This window comes from Streptomyces sp. NBC_01408 (assembly GCF_026340255.1).
Classification (GTDB): Bacteria; Actinomycetota; Actinomycetes; order Streptomycetales; family Streptomycetaceae; genus Streptomyces.
The window spans coordinates 3,638,006-3,653,105 of sequence record NZ_JAPEPJ010000001.1; the positions used below are offsets into that span (position 1 = coordinate 3,638,006).

Here is a 15,100-nt window from a genome sequence, read left to right on the forward strand (position 1 = left end):
CGTCAGCGCGCGGCGGCGGCGAGGGACTCGTGGGCGGCGGCCGTCACGCGCTCGGGGGTGAAGCCGAACTCGCGGAACAGCACCTTCGCGTCGGCCGAGGCACCGAAGTGCTCCAGCGACACGATGCGGCCGGCGTCGCCGACGTAGCGGTGCCAGGTCAGGCCGATGCCCGCCTCGACCGCGACACGCGCCTTGACGGCGGGCGGCAGCACGCTGTCCTTGTACGCCTGGTCCTGCTCCTCGAACCACTCGACGGACGGCATCGAGACCACGCGGGTCGGGATGCCCTCGGCCTGCAGCTGCTCGCGGGCCTCGACGGCGAGGTGGACCTCGGAGCCGGTGCCGATGAGGACGACCTGGGCGTTGCCGCCCTCGGCCTCGAAGAGCACGTAACCGCCCTTGGCGGCGTCCTCGTTGCGCTCGTAGGTCGGCACGCCCTGGCGGGTGAGGGCCAGGCCGTGCGGGGCGCCCTTGCCGAACACCTTGGTGTGGCGCTTGAGGATCTCGCGCCAGGCGACGGCGGTCTCGTTCGCGTCGGCCGGGCGGACGATGTTCAGGCCCGGGATGGCGCGGAGCGAGGCGAGGTGCTCGACCGGCTGGTGGGTGGGACCGTCCTCGCCGAGGCCGACGGAGTCGTGGGTCCACACGTAGGTGACCGGCACGTGCATCAGCGCGGACAGGCGGACGGCGTTGCGCATGTAGTCGGAGAACACCAGGAAGGTGCCGCCGTAGATGCGGGTGTGGCCGTGCAGGGCGATGCCGTTCATGGCCGCGGCCATGGCGTGCTCGCGGATGCCGAAGTGGATGGTGCGGCCGTACGGGTCGGCCTCCGGCAGCGGGTTGCCCACCGGAAGGAACGAGGATTCCTTGTCGATGGTGGTGTTGTTGGAGCCGGCCAGGTCGGCCGAGCCGCCCCACAGCTCCGGGATGACCGCGCCGAGCGCCTGGAGCACCTTGCCGGACGCGGCGCGGGTGGCGAGGCCCTTGCCGGCCTCGAAGGCGGGGAGCTTGTCCTCCCAGCCCGCGGGCAGCTCGTTGGCGTTGATGCGGTCGAACTCGGCGGAGCGCTCCGGGTTGGCGGTGCGCCAGGCGGAGAAGTCCTTCTCCCACGCGGCCTTGGCCTCGCGGCCGCGGTCGCCGAGAGCACGGGTGTGCGCGATGACCTCGTCGGCGACCTCGAAGGTCTGCTCCGGGTCGAAGCCCAGGACGCGCTTGGTGGCCGCGACCTCGTCGTCGCCGAGCGCCGAGCCGTGCGCGGCCTCGGTGTTCTGGGCGTGCGGGGCGGGCCAGGCGATGATCGAGCGGGCCGCGATGAACGACGGCTTGCCGGCCTCGGCCTTGGCGGCCTGGAGGGCCGCGAACAGCGCCTTCGGGTCGAGGTCGCCGTTCTCCTGCTGCTCGACGCGCTGGACGTGCCAGCCGTACGCCTCGTAGCGCTTGAGGGTGTCCTCGGAGACGGCCGTCTCCGTGTCGCCCTCGATGGAGATGTGGTTGTCGTCCCACAGCAGCACCAGGTTGCCGAGCTTCTGGTGGCCGGCCAGGGCGGACGCTTCGTGGGAGATGCCCTCCTGGAGGCAGCCGTCGCCCGCGATCGCGTAGATCATGTGGTCGAACGGGGAGGTGCCCTGCGTGGCCTCGGGGTCGAACAGACCACGCTCGTAGCGGGCGGCCATGGCCATGCCCACCGCGTTGGCGATGCCCTGGCCCAGCGGGCCGGTGGTGGTCTCGACGCCGGCCGTGTGACCGTACTCCGGGTGACCGGGGGTCTTGGAGCCCCAGGTACGGAATGCCTTGAGGTCGTCCAGCTCCAGCCCGAACCCGCCGAGGTACAGCTGGGTGTAAAGGGTGAGGGACGAGTGCCCGGCGGAGAGGACGAAGCGGTCGCGGCCGACCCACTCGGGGTCCGCCGGGTCGTGCCGCATCACCTTCTGGAAGAGGGTGTAGGCGGCGGGGGCCAGGCTCATCGCCGTACCGGGGTGGCCGTTTCCGACCTTCTGGACCGCGTCAGCGGCCAGGATGCGGGCGGTGTCGACGGCCCGCTGGTCCAGTTCGGTCCACTCGAGCTCTGTGGTGGTCGGCTTGGTGCTCACCGTTGGTCAGGGCTCCTCTCCACATGTCTGTTCCCGGTGACGAACGGTGCACCGGCTGCGATTCCGAGCCTACCCCCGCCACGGCGTGCAGCTATTCGAGTGTCCACAGTCCGTCACTGCGTCGGCAGCGCGTGTTCACCTGCCTGCCGGGAGGACGAACGGGGCGCCCTGTGCGCTCGTCCATCCTTTGTCCGTGCTCCGTCGCCGGTCCGGCCGTGGATCCGCCGGCGGTCCGATCGGCCCAACACGAAGCGACCCCCGCGCGGGGCCACGTAAGTGCAACGTCTAGAGTGGCGTGGTACGCGCAAGCCTTTACCGGGTCTTCATGGTGTGAACGGTCCGAGTCGGAGCTTGCTGGATTCTCTCTCAGGGGTGCGTGTGACGGCCGTCGAATCCCGTCCAGCGGGGGTGCTCGGGACGAGCCCCGTTCACCGGCCGTTCGGGGCCCGGGTCATGGCTTTCGTGGCTTTGACCAAGCCGCGGATCATCGAACTTCTGCTGATCACCACAGTGCCGGTGATGTTCCTCGCCGAGCAGGGCGTTCCGTCGTTGTGGCTGGTCCTCGCGACCTGCTTCGGCGGCTACCTGTCCGCGGGCGGCGCCAACGCGCTGAACATGTACATCGACCGCGACATCGACGCGCTGATGGACCGGACGGCGCAGCGCCCGCTGGTGACCGGCATGGTCAGCCCGCGCGAGTGCCTGGTCTTCGGCATCACGCTCGGGGTGGTCTCCACCCTGTTCTTCGGTCTGCTCATCAACTGGCTGTCGGCCGCCCTCGCGCTCGGCGCGCTCCTCTTCTACGTCGTGGTCTACACGATGCTGCTGAAGCGCCGCACCGCCCAGAACATCGTCTGGGGCGGCATCGCGGGCTGCATGCCGGTGCTCATCGGCTGGTCGGCCGTCAAGAACGAGGTCTCCTGGGCCGCGGTCATCCTCTTCCTCGTCATCTTCTTCTGGACGCCGCCGCATTACTGGCCGCTGTCGATGAAGGTGAAGGAGGACTACGCGCGCGTCGGCGTGCCGATGCTCCCGGTCGTCGCCGGGAACAGGGTCGTGGCGCGCCAGATCGTCCTCTACAGCTGGGTGATGGTGGCGGTCTCGCTGCTGCTGACCCCGCTGGGGTACACGGGCTGGTTCTACACCGCGGTCGCGCTGCTGGCCGGCGGCTGGTGGCTGTGGGAGGCGCACGCGCTGCACGCGCGGGCCAAGGCGGGCGTGACGGGCGGGAAGCTCAAGGAGATGCGCCTGTTCCACTGGTCGATCACCTATGTGTCGCTGCTCTTCGTGGCCGTGGCCGTGGATCCCTTCCTCCGCTGATTACTCGCCGGTAGCATGCCCTCCATGGCAGAGACCGCGGGCACCGCAGACACCACAGACAAGAAGCACGGCCGTACGGCCGCGAAGCTGGCCAAGCAGATCGGCGCGTTCGCCAAGCAGCACGGCGGCGCCGACGGCCACCTCGCCCACATCGGCCAGGCCGGCACCCGGATCGTCCTCGTGGGCACCGACGGCGCCTGGGGCGACCTGGTGGCGCCGACCTACGCGGTGGCCGAGCTGGCCGCCGAGAAGGCCGCGCTCACCCTCCACGAGGAATTCGACGGGGAACTGGCCGCGCGGGTGCGCACCGGACCGTACGAGTGGACGCGCATGGCGGGCATCCAGCTGGGCGGCCCCGCCAACCCGGCCGCCTGATCCACCGGACACCCCTCAGGGCGCGGCTCGCGGTGCCCTCTCGGTCAACAGCGCGAGCAACACCTCACACCCCGCTCACCCGTTAGGACGTGTGGAAGCCCCTTCCTCACGTCCGCAACGGGATGCCCGGATGATCGAAACGCCGCCCCTGGTGGACCAGTACTGCCACGGAGTGCTCCGTACCGAGCTGGGTCTCGGCACCTTCGAGACCCAGCTGGTCCGCTCGGCGGGCCCGCCCGCCGCGGGCACGACCTTCTTCGACACGCAGACCGGCTTCGCGGTGCGCCGCTGGTGCCCGCCGCTGCTCGGGCTGGAGCCGCACTGCGCCCCCGCCCGCTATCTGGCCCGGCGGCGCGAGCTGGGCGCGGCCGAAACCGCCCGCCGCCTGCTGCGGGGGTCCCGGGTGGGCGCCTACCTGGTCGACACCGGCGCGCCCGGGGACCTCACCGGGCCCAAGGACATGGCGCTGGCCGGGGACGCGGAGGCCTTCGAGGTCGTGCGGCTGGAGTTACTGGCCGAGCAGGTCGCGGACACCTCCGGAACCGTGGCCGCCTTCCTCGCCAATCTCGGCGGGGCGGTCCACGACGCCGCCGCCGGAGCCGCGGCCTTCACCTGCGGGACCGGCCCGGGGTACGCCGCCACCCTGGCCTTCGCGCCCGAACCGCCCGGTCCCGGCGAGGTGCGGGGGGCGGCCGGGCGGTGGCTGGCCCGCAGGCCCCGGGGCGGAGCCGTACGGGACCCCGTACTCCTGCGGCACCTGCTGTGGAGCGCGGTGGCGTCCGGGCGGCCGCTCCAGCTGCACACGGGCCCGGGGGAGCCCGGTCTGCGGCCCGACCGCACGGATCCGGCGCTGCTGGCGGACTTCCTGCGGGCCACCGCCGGCCTGGGCACGCAGGTGGTGCTGCTCGGCGGCTACCCGTACCACCGGCACGCGGCGCGGCTGGCGGCGGCCTTCCCGCACGTCCACGCCGATGTGGGCGCGGCCCTCGGGCAGACCGGGGCCGGGGCCGCGGCGGTCCTCGCCGAGCTGCTGGAGCTGGCGCCGTTCGGGAAGCTGCTGTTCTCCAGCGGCGGCGGGCGGCTGCCCGAACTGCACGCGGTGGGCGCCCTGGTCTTCCGCGAGGCGCTCGGCAAGGTGCTGAGCGGCTGGGTCGCGGACGGGGCCTGGTCCTGGCGGGACGCGGACCGGGTGGCGGCCATGCTCGCGGCCGGCAACGCCCGCCGCGTCTACCGGCTGGACGAGGGCGGGTGAGCCGCGCCGGTCAGACCGAGGCGAGCCGGGGATCGGCCTGGGCCGGGACCTCCGCCCGGCCGGCGGGCCGCTCGCGCAGGCTCAGTGCGAGCCGGAGCACCGCGATCCACACCAGGCACGAGCCGAGCATGTGGGCGCCGACCAGGAGCTCCGGCAGCTCGGTGACGAGCTGCACGTAGCCGACGGCGCCCTGGGCGAGCAGCACGATCAGCAGGTCGCGGGCGCGGTCCCGGGTGTCGGCGGGGGCGTCGACCACGCGCAGCACCAGCCACATGGCGACGGCGAGCGCGCACACCAGCCAGGCGGCGGCGGCGTGCGTGTGGGCGGTGGTCTCCCAGTCGAACGGCATCCGCTTGATCTCGCTGCTGTCGCCCGCGTGCGGTCCGGAGCCGGTGACCACCGTGCCCGCCGCGATCAGTACGAAGGTCGCCGCGAGCATCGCCCACGAGAGCTTGCGCACCGGACCGGGCACCCGCGGCCGGGGGGCGGTGTCGCCCTCGGCGGTGCGCTGCCAGGTGACGGTGGTCACGGTGATCAGCGCGGTGGCGAGCAGGAAGTGCCCCGCCACGCTGTACGGGTTGAGGCCCGTCATCACCGTGATGCCGCCGAGCACGGCGTTGGCCATGACGATGACGAACTGGGTCCAGCCGAGCTTCGTCAGAATGGTGCGCCAGGGCTTGGCCGAGCGGGCCGCGAGGATGACCCAGCCCACGGCCGCGCAGAGCACGTACGTCAGCATCCGGTTGCCGAACTCGATGGCTCCGTGGAAGCCCTGGGCCGGCGTCGCGATCAGGCTGTCGTCGGTGCACTTGGGCCAGGTGTCGCAGCCGAGACCGGATCCGGTCAGCCGCACCGCGCCGCCGGTGACGACGATGGCCACGCTCATGAAGAGCGCGGCGAGCGCGGCGCGCCGGACGGTCCGGGGTGACGGAGTCCAGCGACCGGCGAGGTAAGTGAAGGGGTTAAACACGGCTCCTATCGTAGGCGGAGCCTTGTGCAAAGTTTCACGAGGGGGTGCCGGCAGGTCCGTCCGGGCCGACCACCCGGCGGAACCGGGCGCCGGCGGGGTCGCCTTCCTCGTGCCACCACAGCCTGATCCGCCAAGGGCCGCCGTCGCGGGGGCAGTCCGCCGATTGCGAGAAGCTGCGCACCAATTCAGCCCCTACGTCCTCGGCTGTCCCATTTCTCACTTCTGCGGCGCTGTGCCAAGAAGGACCCGGTACGTGCCATAGTCCGTCAGGACCGCGCACCTCCACGCGCCAGACCGCCCGCCAAGGGGTCACCTCCAGCATCGTGCGCACCTGCTCGGCGCCGAGCCCCAGCCCGGCCGCGATCCCCGGCTCCGCCACGCCCTGGATCCGGGCGGCCACCACGGCCTGGGGCAGCAGCCGTTCGGGCAGCAGCCCCCGCGCGCGCAGACCGGCCAGGGACTCGAAGCGCAGGAAGCGCAGGCGCAGTTCCAGCTGGCGGCCGATGTGGTCGAGGGCCTCCTCGGCCGCCGCGGACTCCGGTCCGCCGGGGTCCGCGAGCAGCAGGTGCCGGAAGTCCGATTCCGCGTCCACCGCCCAGGCCACCGCGTCCTCGGCGAAGCCCAGCTCGGCGAGCCGGTCCCCGAGGAACACCTTGGCCTGGGCGAGGCCCCGCCGGTTGACCGCGTCGTGCTGGTCCAGCCCCGCCCACACCTCGACGGCGGCCAGGGTCAGGTCCCGGGCGCGCTCGCCCGCGGCCCGCTCCATGGCGCTGGGGCCCTCCGTGGCGGCCGGGCCCAGCGGATGCCTGGGCAGCCGGGCCCCGTCGCTCAGCGGCCAGGCCAGCCACACCCCCTGGTTGATCAGCCCGCGGGCGTACCAGCGGGCGTACTCGGGAGCGCAGGGGGCGGCCCGCTCGGCGCTGCGCAGCGCCTCCTCGATCGTGGCGAGGGCGGCCGCGCGGTCCCCCTCGGCGAAGCGCAGCGCGGCCCGGTCCGCCAGCCGCAGCCCCAGCAGGGCGGTGCACTCGGGGTCGTCCGGCCAGGCGCGCAGGGCCCCGATCAGCTCGTCCAGCAGCCGCTCGCGCTCCTCGGGCCCGGCGTGCGCGGCCCCGGAGCGGAGCCGCGCCCACTGGTCGTCCAGCCGAAGAACGGCCTCTCGCTCCGCCATGTCCGCCCCCCGGCGTCGTGGTCCGCTCACCTCACGGTGAAGGCGTTCATAGTCGCGGGAAGCCGGACCTCAGCGGAAGGGTTTCATTCCCAGCGGAACAGCCGCGCGGCAGCGCCCAGCCCGAGTACGGCCCAGCCCGCCAGCAGGGCCACGTCGCCCCAGGGCAGCGTCGCCCCGTGCTGGAGCACGTCGCGCAGCCCGTCGGACAGGGCCGAGATGGGCAGCAGCCCGAGGACGGACTGCACCGCTCCGGGAAACTTCTCCAGGGGCACGATCACCCCGCCGCCGACCAGCAGCAGCAGGAAGACCAGGTTGGCGGCGGCCAGGGTCGCCTCGGCCTTGAGGGTGCCCGCCATCAGCAGCCCGAGCCCGGAGAAGGCGGCGGTGCCCAGCAGGAGCAGGACGGCCACCGCCAGCGGATTGCCCTGAGGGGACCAGCCCAGAGCGAAGGCGATCACCGTCAGCAGGGCGATCTGCAGGACCTCGGTGACCAGCACCGACAGGGTCTTGGCGGCCATCAGCGCCCAGCGCGGCAGTGGGGAGGCGCCGAGCCGCTTGAGGACCCCGTAGCGGCGGTCGAAGCCGGTGGCGATGGCCTGGCCGGTGAAGGCGGTGGACATCACGGCGAGCGCCAGGATGCCGGGCGCGAGGAAGTCCACGGACTTCCCGGAGCCCGTCTCGATGATGTCGACGGCCGAGAAGAGGGTCAGCAGCAGCGCCGGGATGATCACGGTCAGCAGCAGCTGCTCCCCGTTGCGCAGCAGCATCCGGGTCTCCAGGGCCGTCTGCGCGAGGATCATGCGGGACACGGGCGCGGCCCCCGGCTTGGGGGTGAACGTACCGGCGCTCATGCGCGCAGCTCCTTACCGGTCAGTTCGAGGAAGACGTCCTCGAGTGTGTGCCGCTCCACCGAGAGGCTGTCCGGCATCACGCCGTGCTGCGCGCACCAGGAGGCGACGGTGGCCAGCAGCTGCGGGTGGACGTCGCCGGTGACCCGGTAGGTGCCCGGGGTGAGCTCGGCGGCCTGGGTGCCGTCGGGCAGCGCTTTGAGCAGGGAGGCGAGGTCGAGGGCGGGGCGGCCGGTGAACCGCAGGGTGTTCTCGGCGCCGCCCCGGCACAGCTGCTCGGGGCTGCCGTGGACGATGACCCGGCCCGCGTCGACGATGGCCACCTCGTCGGCGAGCTGCTCGGCCTCGTCCATGTGATGGGTGGTGAGCACGACGGTGACCCCGTCGGCGCGCAGCTCCCGTACGAGGTCCCAGGTCGCCCGGCGGGCCTGCGGGTCGAGGCCGGCGGTGGGCTCGTCCAGGAAGACCAGCTCGGGGCGGCCGACCACGGCCATGGCGAGGGCGAGGCGCTGCTGCTGGCCGCCGGAGAGCCTGCGGTAGGGGGTGCGGCCGCAGCCGCCGAGTCCGAGGCGTTCCACCAGGGTGTCCACGTCGAGCGGGTCGGCGTAGAGCTTGGCCATGTGGCGCAGCATCTCGACGGCGCGGGCGCCGGAGTAGACGCCTCCGGACTGGAGCATCACGCCGATCCGCGGGCGCAGTGCCTCGGCCTGGGCGACCGGGTCGAGGCCGAGGACGCGGACCGTTCCGGCGTCGGGCCGGCGGTAGCCCTCGCAGGTCTCCACCGTGGTCGTCTTGCCCGCGCCGTTGGGACCGAGGACCGCGGTGACCGAGGCCCTGCGGACGGTGAGGTCCAGGCCGTCCACCGCGGTCTTGGGTCCGTACCGCTTCACCAGTCCGCGGATCTCCACGGCGGGGTCGTTGCTCATGGGGGCCCAGTCTACGGAGCCGGGGAGGGGTCCCATGCCCCGGGGCCGGAGGGTTACGGGCCGGTACGCGGTGCTGGTGTCCGTGGTGGTGGGATTCGAGCACCGCTCGCGAATACGGCTCTTTTCCGCCCGGCGGTCCGGATGGCCCAGCCGGTTTCGGTGACCTTTTCGTAAACCCGATCTTTACCGTGCCGGGGAACTCCGTGGACGGAGGTCTGCTGGTGGGAGCCTGTGCGGGCGCCCTGGGCGCTCCGACGGAGAATGCGGAGCGCAAGCATCCGAATAACTCTGCGTAGATAAATAAGGTAACCCTTAGTGATGGATGCCACCAGGAGTGGCCTCCGTCACGGCTTGTCGGGGCTCGACTAATTACGCAACAATGGCGTTGTGAAAAACGGCGAACGACAGATCGAGACCCCCCAGGGGGAGCTCGCGACCGGGGAGCGGTCAACCCGCACCCGGGTCGCGCGGTCCATCCTGGACCACGGTCCGTCCACCGTCGCCGACCTCGCCGCGCGTCTCGGCCTCACCCAGGCCGCCGTCCGCCGCCACCTCGACACGCTCGTCGCCGACGACGTGGTCGCATCCCGTGAGCAGCGTGTGTACGGAGCGCGCACCCGGGGCCGGCCCGCGAAGGTCTTCGAGCTCACCGACTGCGGCCGCGACGCCTTCGACCAGTCCTACGACACGCTCGCCGCGGACGCCCTGCGCTGGATCGCGCAGTCCGTCGGCGGTGGCGAGCAGGGCGAGGCGGCCGTCGCCGCCTTCGCCAGGGCGCGGATGGACGCACAGGCCGAGGGGTACCGGGAAGCCGTAGAAGCGGCCGCCCCGGAGGACCGCGCGGAGGCCCTCGCCAGGGCATTGACCGCCGACGGGTACGCTGCTACGGCGAAGAGCGCTCCCGGTCCGCACAGCGGTGAACAGCTCTGTCAGCACCACTGCCCGGTCGCCCATGTGGCCGAGCAGTTCCCGCAGCTCTGCGAGGCGGAGACCGAGGTCTTCTCCCGCCTGCTCGGGACGCATGTGCAGCGGCTCGCCACGATCGCCCACGGCGACGGGGTGTGCACGACGTTCATTCCGCGCAGCGCGAGCGCCGCACAGACCGACACATCAGTATCTGCAAGTACGGCCGGGAGGAACCCCGCATGACCACGGAGACTGCTCACCCTGAGCTCGATGGCCTGGGCACCTACGAATACGGCTGGGCCGACTCCGACGCGGCCGGCGCCGCTGCCAAGCGGGGTCTGTCCGAGGATGTCGTCCGCGACATCTCCTCGAAGAAGTCCGAGCCCGAGTGGATGCTGAAGCTCCGCCTCAAGGGTCTCAAGCTGTTCGACAAGAAGCCCATGCCGAACTGGGGCTCCGACCTCTCGGGCATCGACTTCGACAACATCAAGTACTTCGTGCGCTCCACCGAGAAGCAGGCCGCTTCGTGGGAGGAACTGCCGGAGGACATCAAGAACACGTACGACAAGCTCGGCATCCCGGAGGCGGAGAAGCAGCGCCTCGTCGCCGGTGTCGCGGCCCAGTACGAGTCCGAGGTCGTCTACCACCAGATCCGTGAGGACCTGGAGGAGCAGGGCGTCATCTTCCTCGACACGGACACCGCGCTCAAGGAGCACCCGGAGCTCTTCCAGGAGTACTTCGGCACGGTCATCCCGGTCGGCGACAACAAGTTCGCCTCGCTGAACACCGCTGTGTGGTCGGGCGGGTCGTTCATCTACGTCCCCAAGGGCGTCAAGGTCGACATCCCGCTCCAGGCCTACTTCCGTATCAACACGGAGAACATGGGCCAGTTCGAGCGGACGCTGATCATCGTCGACGAGGACGCGTACGTCCACTACGTCGAGGGCTGCACCGCCCCGATCTACTCCTCGGACTCGCTGCACAGCGCCGTGGTCGAGATCATCGTGAAGAAGGGCGGCCGCTGCCGCTACACGACCATCCAGAACTGGTCGAACAACGTCTACAACCTGGTCACCAAGCGCGCCGTGGCGTACGAGGGCGCGACCATGGAGTGGATCGACGGCAACATCGGTTCCAAGGTCACCATGAAGTACCCGGCCGTCTACCTGATGGGCGAGCACGCCAAGGGCGAGACCCTCTCCATCGCCTTCGCGGGCGAGGGCCAGCACCAGGACGCCGGCTCCAAGATGGTCCACATGGCGCCGTACACCTCCTCGAACATCGTCTCCAAGTCGGTGGCGCGAGGCGGCGGCCGCACCTCCTACCGAGGCCTGGTCGAGATCGGCGAGGGCGCGCACGGCTCGAAGTCCAACGTGCTGTGTGACGCGCTCCTGGTCGACACCATCTCCCGCTCGGACACGTACCCCTACGTGGACGTCCGCGAGGACGACGTGTCCATGGGTCACGAGGCGACCGTCTCCAAGGTCTCCGACGACCAGCTCTTCTACCTGATGAGCCGCGGCATGACCGAGTTCGAGGCCATGGCCATGATCGTGCGCGGCTTCGTCGAGCCGATCGCGCGCGAGCTGCCGATGGAGTACGCGCTGGAGCTGAACCGGCTGATCGAGCTGCAGATGGAGGGTTCGGTCGGTTAACACCGGTCGCCCGACGTCCCGCACCAGTCTTTACGAGAGAGAGCAACACGACAGCCATGGCAGAGGCTCAGAACATTCCGGCGGGTTCGACCACCGCCGGCGCGATCGCGGTGGCCGCCGAGTCCACCGTCGCCACCCGGATGAGCGCCCCCCCGTCCTTCGACGTGGCGGACTTCCCCGTGCCCCACGGCCGCGAGGAGGAGTGGCGGTTCACCCCGCTCGCCCGCCTCAGGGGCCTGCACGACGGCACCGCGGTCGCCAACGGCACCATGAAGGCCCAGATCGACGCGCCCGAGGGCGTCACCGTCGAGTCGGTGGAGCGCGGCGACGCGCGCATCGGCAAGGCCGGCACCCCGGTGGACCGGGTCGCCGCCCAGGCGTTCTCGTCCTTCGCGAAGGCCACGGTCGTCACCGTGCCCAAGGAGCAGGTCCTGACCGAGCCGGTGCGCGTCTCGCTGCACGGCGAGGGCGGCACCACCTTCGGCCACACGGTCTTCGACGTGCAGGCCTTCGCCGAAGCGGTCATCGTCATCGACCACACCGGTGACGGCGTGCGCGCCGCCAACGTCGACTTCCTCGTCGGCGACGGTGCCAAGCTCACCGTGGTCTCCGTGCAGGACTGGGACGACACCGCCGTCCACTGCTCCCAGCACAACGCCCTGATCGGGCGCGACGCGACCTTCAAGTCGATCGTGGTCACCTTCGGCGGCGACGTCGTACGCCTGCACCCGCGGGTCAGCTACGCGGGCCCCGGCGGCGAGGCCGAGCTCCTCGGCCTGTACTTCACGGACGCCGGCCAGCACCAGGAGCACCGCCTCCTGGTCACGCACGACGCCCCGCACTGCAAGTCGCACGCGGTCTACAAGGGCGCGCTCCAGGGCCAGGACGCCCACGCCGTGTGGATCGGTGACGTGCTCATCGAGAAGACCGCCGAGGGCACCGACACCTACGAGATGAACCGCAACCTCGTCCTCACGGACGGCGCGCGGGTCGACTCGGTGCCGAACCTGGAGATCGAGACCGGCGAGATCGTCGGCGCCGGCCACGCCTCCGCCACCGGCCGCTTCGACGACGAGCAGCTCTTCTACCTGCAGTCCCGCGGCATCCCGGCCGACGACGCCCGCCGCCTGGTCGTCCGTGGCTTCTTCGCCGAGCTCGTCCACCAGATCGGTGTCCCGGACATCGAGGAGCGACTGCTCTCCAAGATCGAGACCGAGCTCCAGGGTTCCGTCTGATGACTTACGTCAAGGCCTGTGCGCTGAGCGAGCTTGAGGCGGACACCCCCAAGCGGGTCGAGCTCGACGGCACGCCGGTGTCCATCGTCTCCACCGAGGGCGAGGTGTTCGCGATCAACGACATCTGCTCGCACGCGAACGTCTCGCTCTCGGAGGGCGAGGTCGAGGACTGCATGATCGAGTGCTGGCTGCACGGGTCGGCCTTCGACCTGCGCACAGGAAAGCCCTCCGGTCTGCCCGCGACGCGCCCCGTACCCGTATACCCCGTAAAGATCGAAGGGGACGACGTGCTCGTCTCCCTCACCCAGGAGTCCTGAGGTATCCATGGCAACGCTTGAAATCCACGACCTGCACGTCTCCGTCGAGGCCGAGAACGGCGCCCGCGAGATCCTCAAGGGCGTCGACCTCACCGTCAAGCAGGGTGAGACGCACGCCATCATGGGTCCGAACGGCTCCGGCAAGTCCACCCTGGCCTACTCCCTGGCCGGTCACCCGAAGTACACCATCACCGGTGGCACCGTGACCCTCGACGGCGAGGACGTCCTCGAGATGTCCGTCGACGAGCGCGCCCGCGCCGGCGTCTTCCTCGCCATGCAGTACCCGGTCGAGGTCCCCGGTGTCTCGGTCTCCAACTTCCTGCGTACGTCGGCCACCGCCATCCGCGGCGAGGCGCCGAAGCTGCGTACCTGGGTGAAGGAGGTCAAGTCCGCCATGGAGCAGCTCCAGATGGACCCGGCCTTCGCCGAGCGCAACGTCAACGAGGGCTTCTCCGGCGGTGAGAAGAAGCGCCACGAGATCCTCCAGCTGGAGCTCCTGAAGCCGAAGATCGCGATCCTCGACGAGACCGACTCCGGTCTCGACGTCGACGCCCTGCGCCAGGTCTCCGAAGGCGTCAACCGCGTCCGCGCGACCGGCGAGGTCGGCACGCTGCTGATCACGCACTACACGCGGATCCTCCGCTACATCAAGCCCGACTTCGTCCACGTCTTCTCCGAAGGCCGCATCGTCGAGTCCGGCGGCGCCGAGCTCGCCGACAAGCTGGAGGCTGAAGGCTACGAGGCGTACAGCACGAAGGGTGGCGCGACCGCGTGATTCAGCTGCCTGGCCTCCTCGACATCGAGGCGATCCGCAAGGACTTCCCCCTGCTGGATCGTGTGGTCCACGACGGGAAGAAGATCGTTTACCTGGACAACGCGGCGACCTCGCAGAAGCCGCGCCAGGTGCTCGACGCGCTGAACGAGTACTACGAGCAGCACAACGCCAATGTGCACCGCGGCGTACACGTGCTCGCCGAGGAGGCCACGGCGCTGTACGAGGGCGCTCGCGACAAGGTCGCCGCGTTCATCAACGCGCCGAGCCGCGACGAGGTCATCTTCACGAAGAACGCCTCGGAGTCGCTCAACCTGGTCGCGAACATGCTCGGCTGGGCGGACGAGCCCTACCGGGTCGACCGCGAGACCGAGATCGCCATCACGGAGATGGAGCACCACTCCAACATCGTGCCGTGGCAGCTGCTCTCGCAGCGCACCGGCGCGAAGCTGAAGTGGTTCGGCCTCACCGACGACGGCCGGCTCGACCTGTCCAACATCGAAGAGGTCATCACGGAGAAGACGAAGATCGTCTCCTTCACGCTGGTCTCCAACATCATGGGCACGGTCAACCCCGTCGACGCGATCGTCCGGCGCGCCCAGGACGTCGGCGCCCTCGTGCTGATCGACGCCTCCCAGGCCGCTCCGCACATGCCGCTGGACGTCCAGGCGCTCGGCGCCGACTTCGTGGCCTTCACCGGCCACAAGATGTGCGGCCCGACCGGCATCGGCGTCCTGTGGGGCCGCCAGGAGCTGCTGGAGGACCTGCCTCCGTTCCTCGGCGGCGGCGAGATGATCGAGACCGTGTCGATGCACGCCTCGACGTACGCCCCGGCGCCCCACAAGTTCGAGGCGGGTACCCCCCCGATCGCCCAGGCCGTCGGCCTCGGCGCGGCCGTGGACTACCTGACCGCGATCGGCATGGACAAGATCGCCGCGCACGAGCACGCGATCACCGAGTACGCGATCAAGCGCCTCGCCGAGGTGCCCGACCTGCGGATCATCGGCCCCACCACGGCCGAGGACCGCGGAGCGGCGATCTCCTTCGTGCTGGGCGACATCCACCCGCACGACGTGGGCCAGGTACTGGACGAGCAGGGCATCGCCGTCCGCGTGGGCCACCACTGCGCGCGCCCGGTCTGCCTGCGGTACGGAATTCCCGCGACCACGCGAGCGTCTTTCTATCTGTACTCCTCTCCGGCCGAGGTCGACGCACTGATCGACGGGCTGGAACACGTACGGAACTTCTTCGGCTGACGGCGAGGGC

14 protein-coding genes are annotated in these 15,100 nt (G+C 70.7%); 9 read left to right on the forward strand and 5 right to left on the reverse strand.

All coding sequences use genetic code 11. The features are described 5' to 3' along the window. Positions 1-2: 2 nt before the first annotated feature. Positions 3-2,090: a transketolase gene (tkt, locus tag OG447_RS16550; RefSeq protein WP_266937347.1), complete on the reverse strand. Its 2,088-nt coding sequence runs from the start codon at positions 2,088-2,090 to the stop codon at positions 3-5. A gap of 378 nt (positions 2,091-2,468) precedes the next feature. Here tkt and OG447_RS16555 point away from each other — a divergent pair, with 378 nt between their 5' ends. From OG447_RS16555 to OG447_RS16565, 3 genes are all read left to right on the forward strand, one after another. Continuing rightward, positions 2,469-3,410 (forward strand): heme o synthase, encoded by a 942-nt coding sequence (locus tag OG447_RS16555; RefSeq protein ID WP_266937349.1) that lies wholly within the window; start codon positions 2,469-2,471, stop codon positions 3,408-3,410. 24 nt (positions 3,411-3,434) lie between these two features. After that, positions 3,435-3,785: a hypothetical protein gene (locus OG447_RS16560; RefSeq protein ID WP_266937351.1), complete on the forward strand. Its 351-nt coding sequence runs from the start codon at positions 3,435-3,437 to the stop codon at positions 3,783-3,785. A 130-nt stretch (positions 3,786-3,915) separates the two neighbouring features. Continuing rightward, a complete protein-coding gene (locus OG447_RS16565) occupies positions 3,916-5,037 on the forward strand; it encodes an amidohydrolase family protein (RefSeq protein ID WP_266937353.1) in 1,122 nt (373 codons plus the stop codon). A gap of 10 nt (positions 5,038-5,047) precedes the next feature. On the opposite strand, the gene OG447_RS16570 is transcribed toward OG447_RS16565, so the two are convergent. The 4 genes from OG447_RS16570 to OG447_RS16585 form a co-directional block, all read right to left on the reverse strand. Further along, positions 5,048-6,037, reverse strand: coding sequence for a heme A synthase (locus tag OG447_RS16570; protein WP_266937354.1), 990 nt, complete (start codon positions 6,035-6,037; stop codon positions 5,048-5,050). A gap of 4 nt (positions 6,038-6,041) precedes the next feature. Further along, positions 6,042-7,175 carry a hypothetical protein gene (locus tag OG447_RS16575; RefSeq protein WP_266937355.1) on the reverse strand — a complete coding sequence of 378 codons (1,134 nt, stop codon included), beginning with the start codon at positions 7,173-7,175 and terminating at the stop codon, positions 6,042-6,044. A gap of 83 nt (positions 7,176-7,258) precedes the next feature. Next, a complete protein-coding gene (locus OG447_RS16580; RefSeq protein ID WP_266937357.1) occupies positions 7,259-8,026 on the reverse strand; it encodes an ABC transporter permease in 768 nt (255 codons plus the stop codon). Further along, entirely contained in the window at positions 8,023-8,949 is a 927-nt protein-coding gene (locus tag OG447_RS16585; protein WP_266937358.1) for an ABC transporter ATP-binding protein, read from the reverse strand. The genes OG447_RS16580 and OG447_RS16585 overlap by 4 nt, the downstream gene beginning before the upstream one ends. A 408-nt stretch (positions 8,950-9,357) precedes the next feature. Here OG447_RS16585 and OG447_RS16590 point away from each other — a divergent pair, with 408 nt between their 5' ends. From OG447_RS16590 to OG447_RS16615, 6 genes are read left to right on the forward strand one after another with little or no spacing between them, the layout of a single operon-like run. After that, complete coding sequence (locus tag OG447_RS16590) at positions 9,358-10,098, forward strand: ArsR family transcriptional regulator (protein ID WP_323181833.1); 741 nt, start codon at positions 9,358-9,360, stop codon at positions 10,096-10,098. Then, the gene (gene sufB, locus OG447_RS16595) at positions 10,095-11,510 is read left to right on the forward strand and encodes a Fe-S cluster assembly protein SufB (protein ID WP_266937360.1); all 1,416 of its coding nucleotides are present in this window, start codon (positions 10,095-10,097) and stop codon (positions 11,508-11,510) included. Before OG447_RS16590 ends, sufB begins: the two co-directional genes overlap by 4 nt. 56 nt (positions 11,511-11,566) lie before the next feature. After that, the gene (sufD, locus tag OG447_RS16600; RefSeq protein ID WP_266937361.1) at positions 11,567-12,745 is read left to right on the forward strand and encodes a Fe-S cluster assembly protein SufD; all 1,179 of its coding nucleotides are present in this window, start codon (positions 11,567-11,569) and stop codon (positions 12,743-12,745) included. Next, positions 12,745-13,062: a bifunctional 3-phenylpropionate/cinnamic acid dioxygenase ferredoxin subunit gene (locus OG447_RS16605; RefSeq protein WP_266937362.1), complete on the forward strand. Its 318-nt coding sequence runs from the start codon at positions 12,745-12,747 to the stop codon at positions 13,060-13,062. Before sufD ends, OG447_RS16605 begins: the two co-directional genes overlap by 1 nt. 7 nt (positions 13,063-13,069) lie before the next feature. After that, positions 13,070-13,837, forward strand: coding sequence for a Fe-S cluster assembly ATPase SufC (gene sufC, locus OG447_RS16610; RefSeq protein ID WP_266630406.1), 768 nt, complete (start codon positions 13,070-13,072; stop codon positions 13,835-13,837). Then, entirely contained in the window at positions 13,834-15,090 is a 1,257-nt protein-coding gene (locus OG447_RS16615) for a cysteine desulfurase (RefSeq protein ID WP_266937363.1), read from the forward strand. The genes sufC and OG447_RS16615 overlap by 4 nt, the downstream gene beginning before the upstream one ends. Positions 15,091-15,100 lie beyond the last annotated feature (10 nt).

Excerpts from the sequence above, each read along its gene's own strand:
- OG447_RS16560 (WP_266937351.1), top strand. The coding sequence starts at position 3,435 with ATGGCAGAGACCGCGGGCACCGCAGACACCACAGACAAGAAGCACGGC.
- OG447_RS16565 (WP_266937353.1), top strand. The coding sequence starts at position 3,916 with ATGATCGAAACGCCGCCCCTGGTGGACCAGTACTGCCACGGAGTGCTC.
- OG447_RS16575 (WP_266937355.1), bottom strand. The coding sequence starts at position 7,175 with ATGGCGGAGCGAGAGGCCGTTCTTCGGCTGGACGACCAGTGGGCGCGG.
- OG447_RS16580 (WP_266937357.1), bottom strand. The coding sequence starts at position 8,026 with ATGAGCGCCGGTACGTTCACCCCCAAGCCGGGGGCCGCGCCCGTGTCC.
- OG447_RS16585 (WP_266937358.1), bottom strand. The coding sequence starts at position 8,949 with ATGAGCAACGACCCCGCCGTGGAGATCCGCGGACTGGTGAAGCGGTAC.
- sufB (WP_266937360.1), top strand. The coding sequence starts at position 10,095 with ATGACCACGGAGACTGCTCACCCTGAGCTCGATGGCCTGGGCACCTAC.
- sufD (WP_266937361.1), top strand. The coding sequence starts at position 11,567 with ATGGCAGAGGCTCAGAACATTCCGGCGGGTTCGACCACCGCCGGCGCG.
- OG447_RS16605 (WP_266937362.1), top strand. The coding sequence starts at position 12,745 with ATGACTTACGTCAAGGCCTGTGCGCTGAGCGAGCTTGAGGCGGACACC.
- sufC (WP_266630406.1), top strand. The coding sequence starts at position 13,070 with ATGGCAACGCTTGAAATCCACGACCTGCACGTCTCCGTCGAGGCCGAG.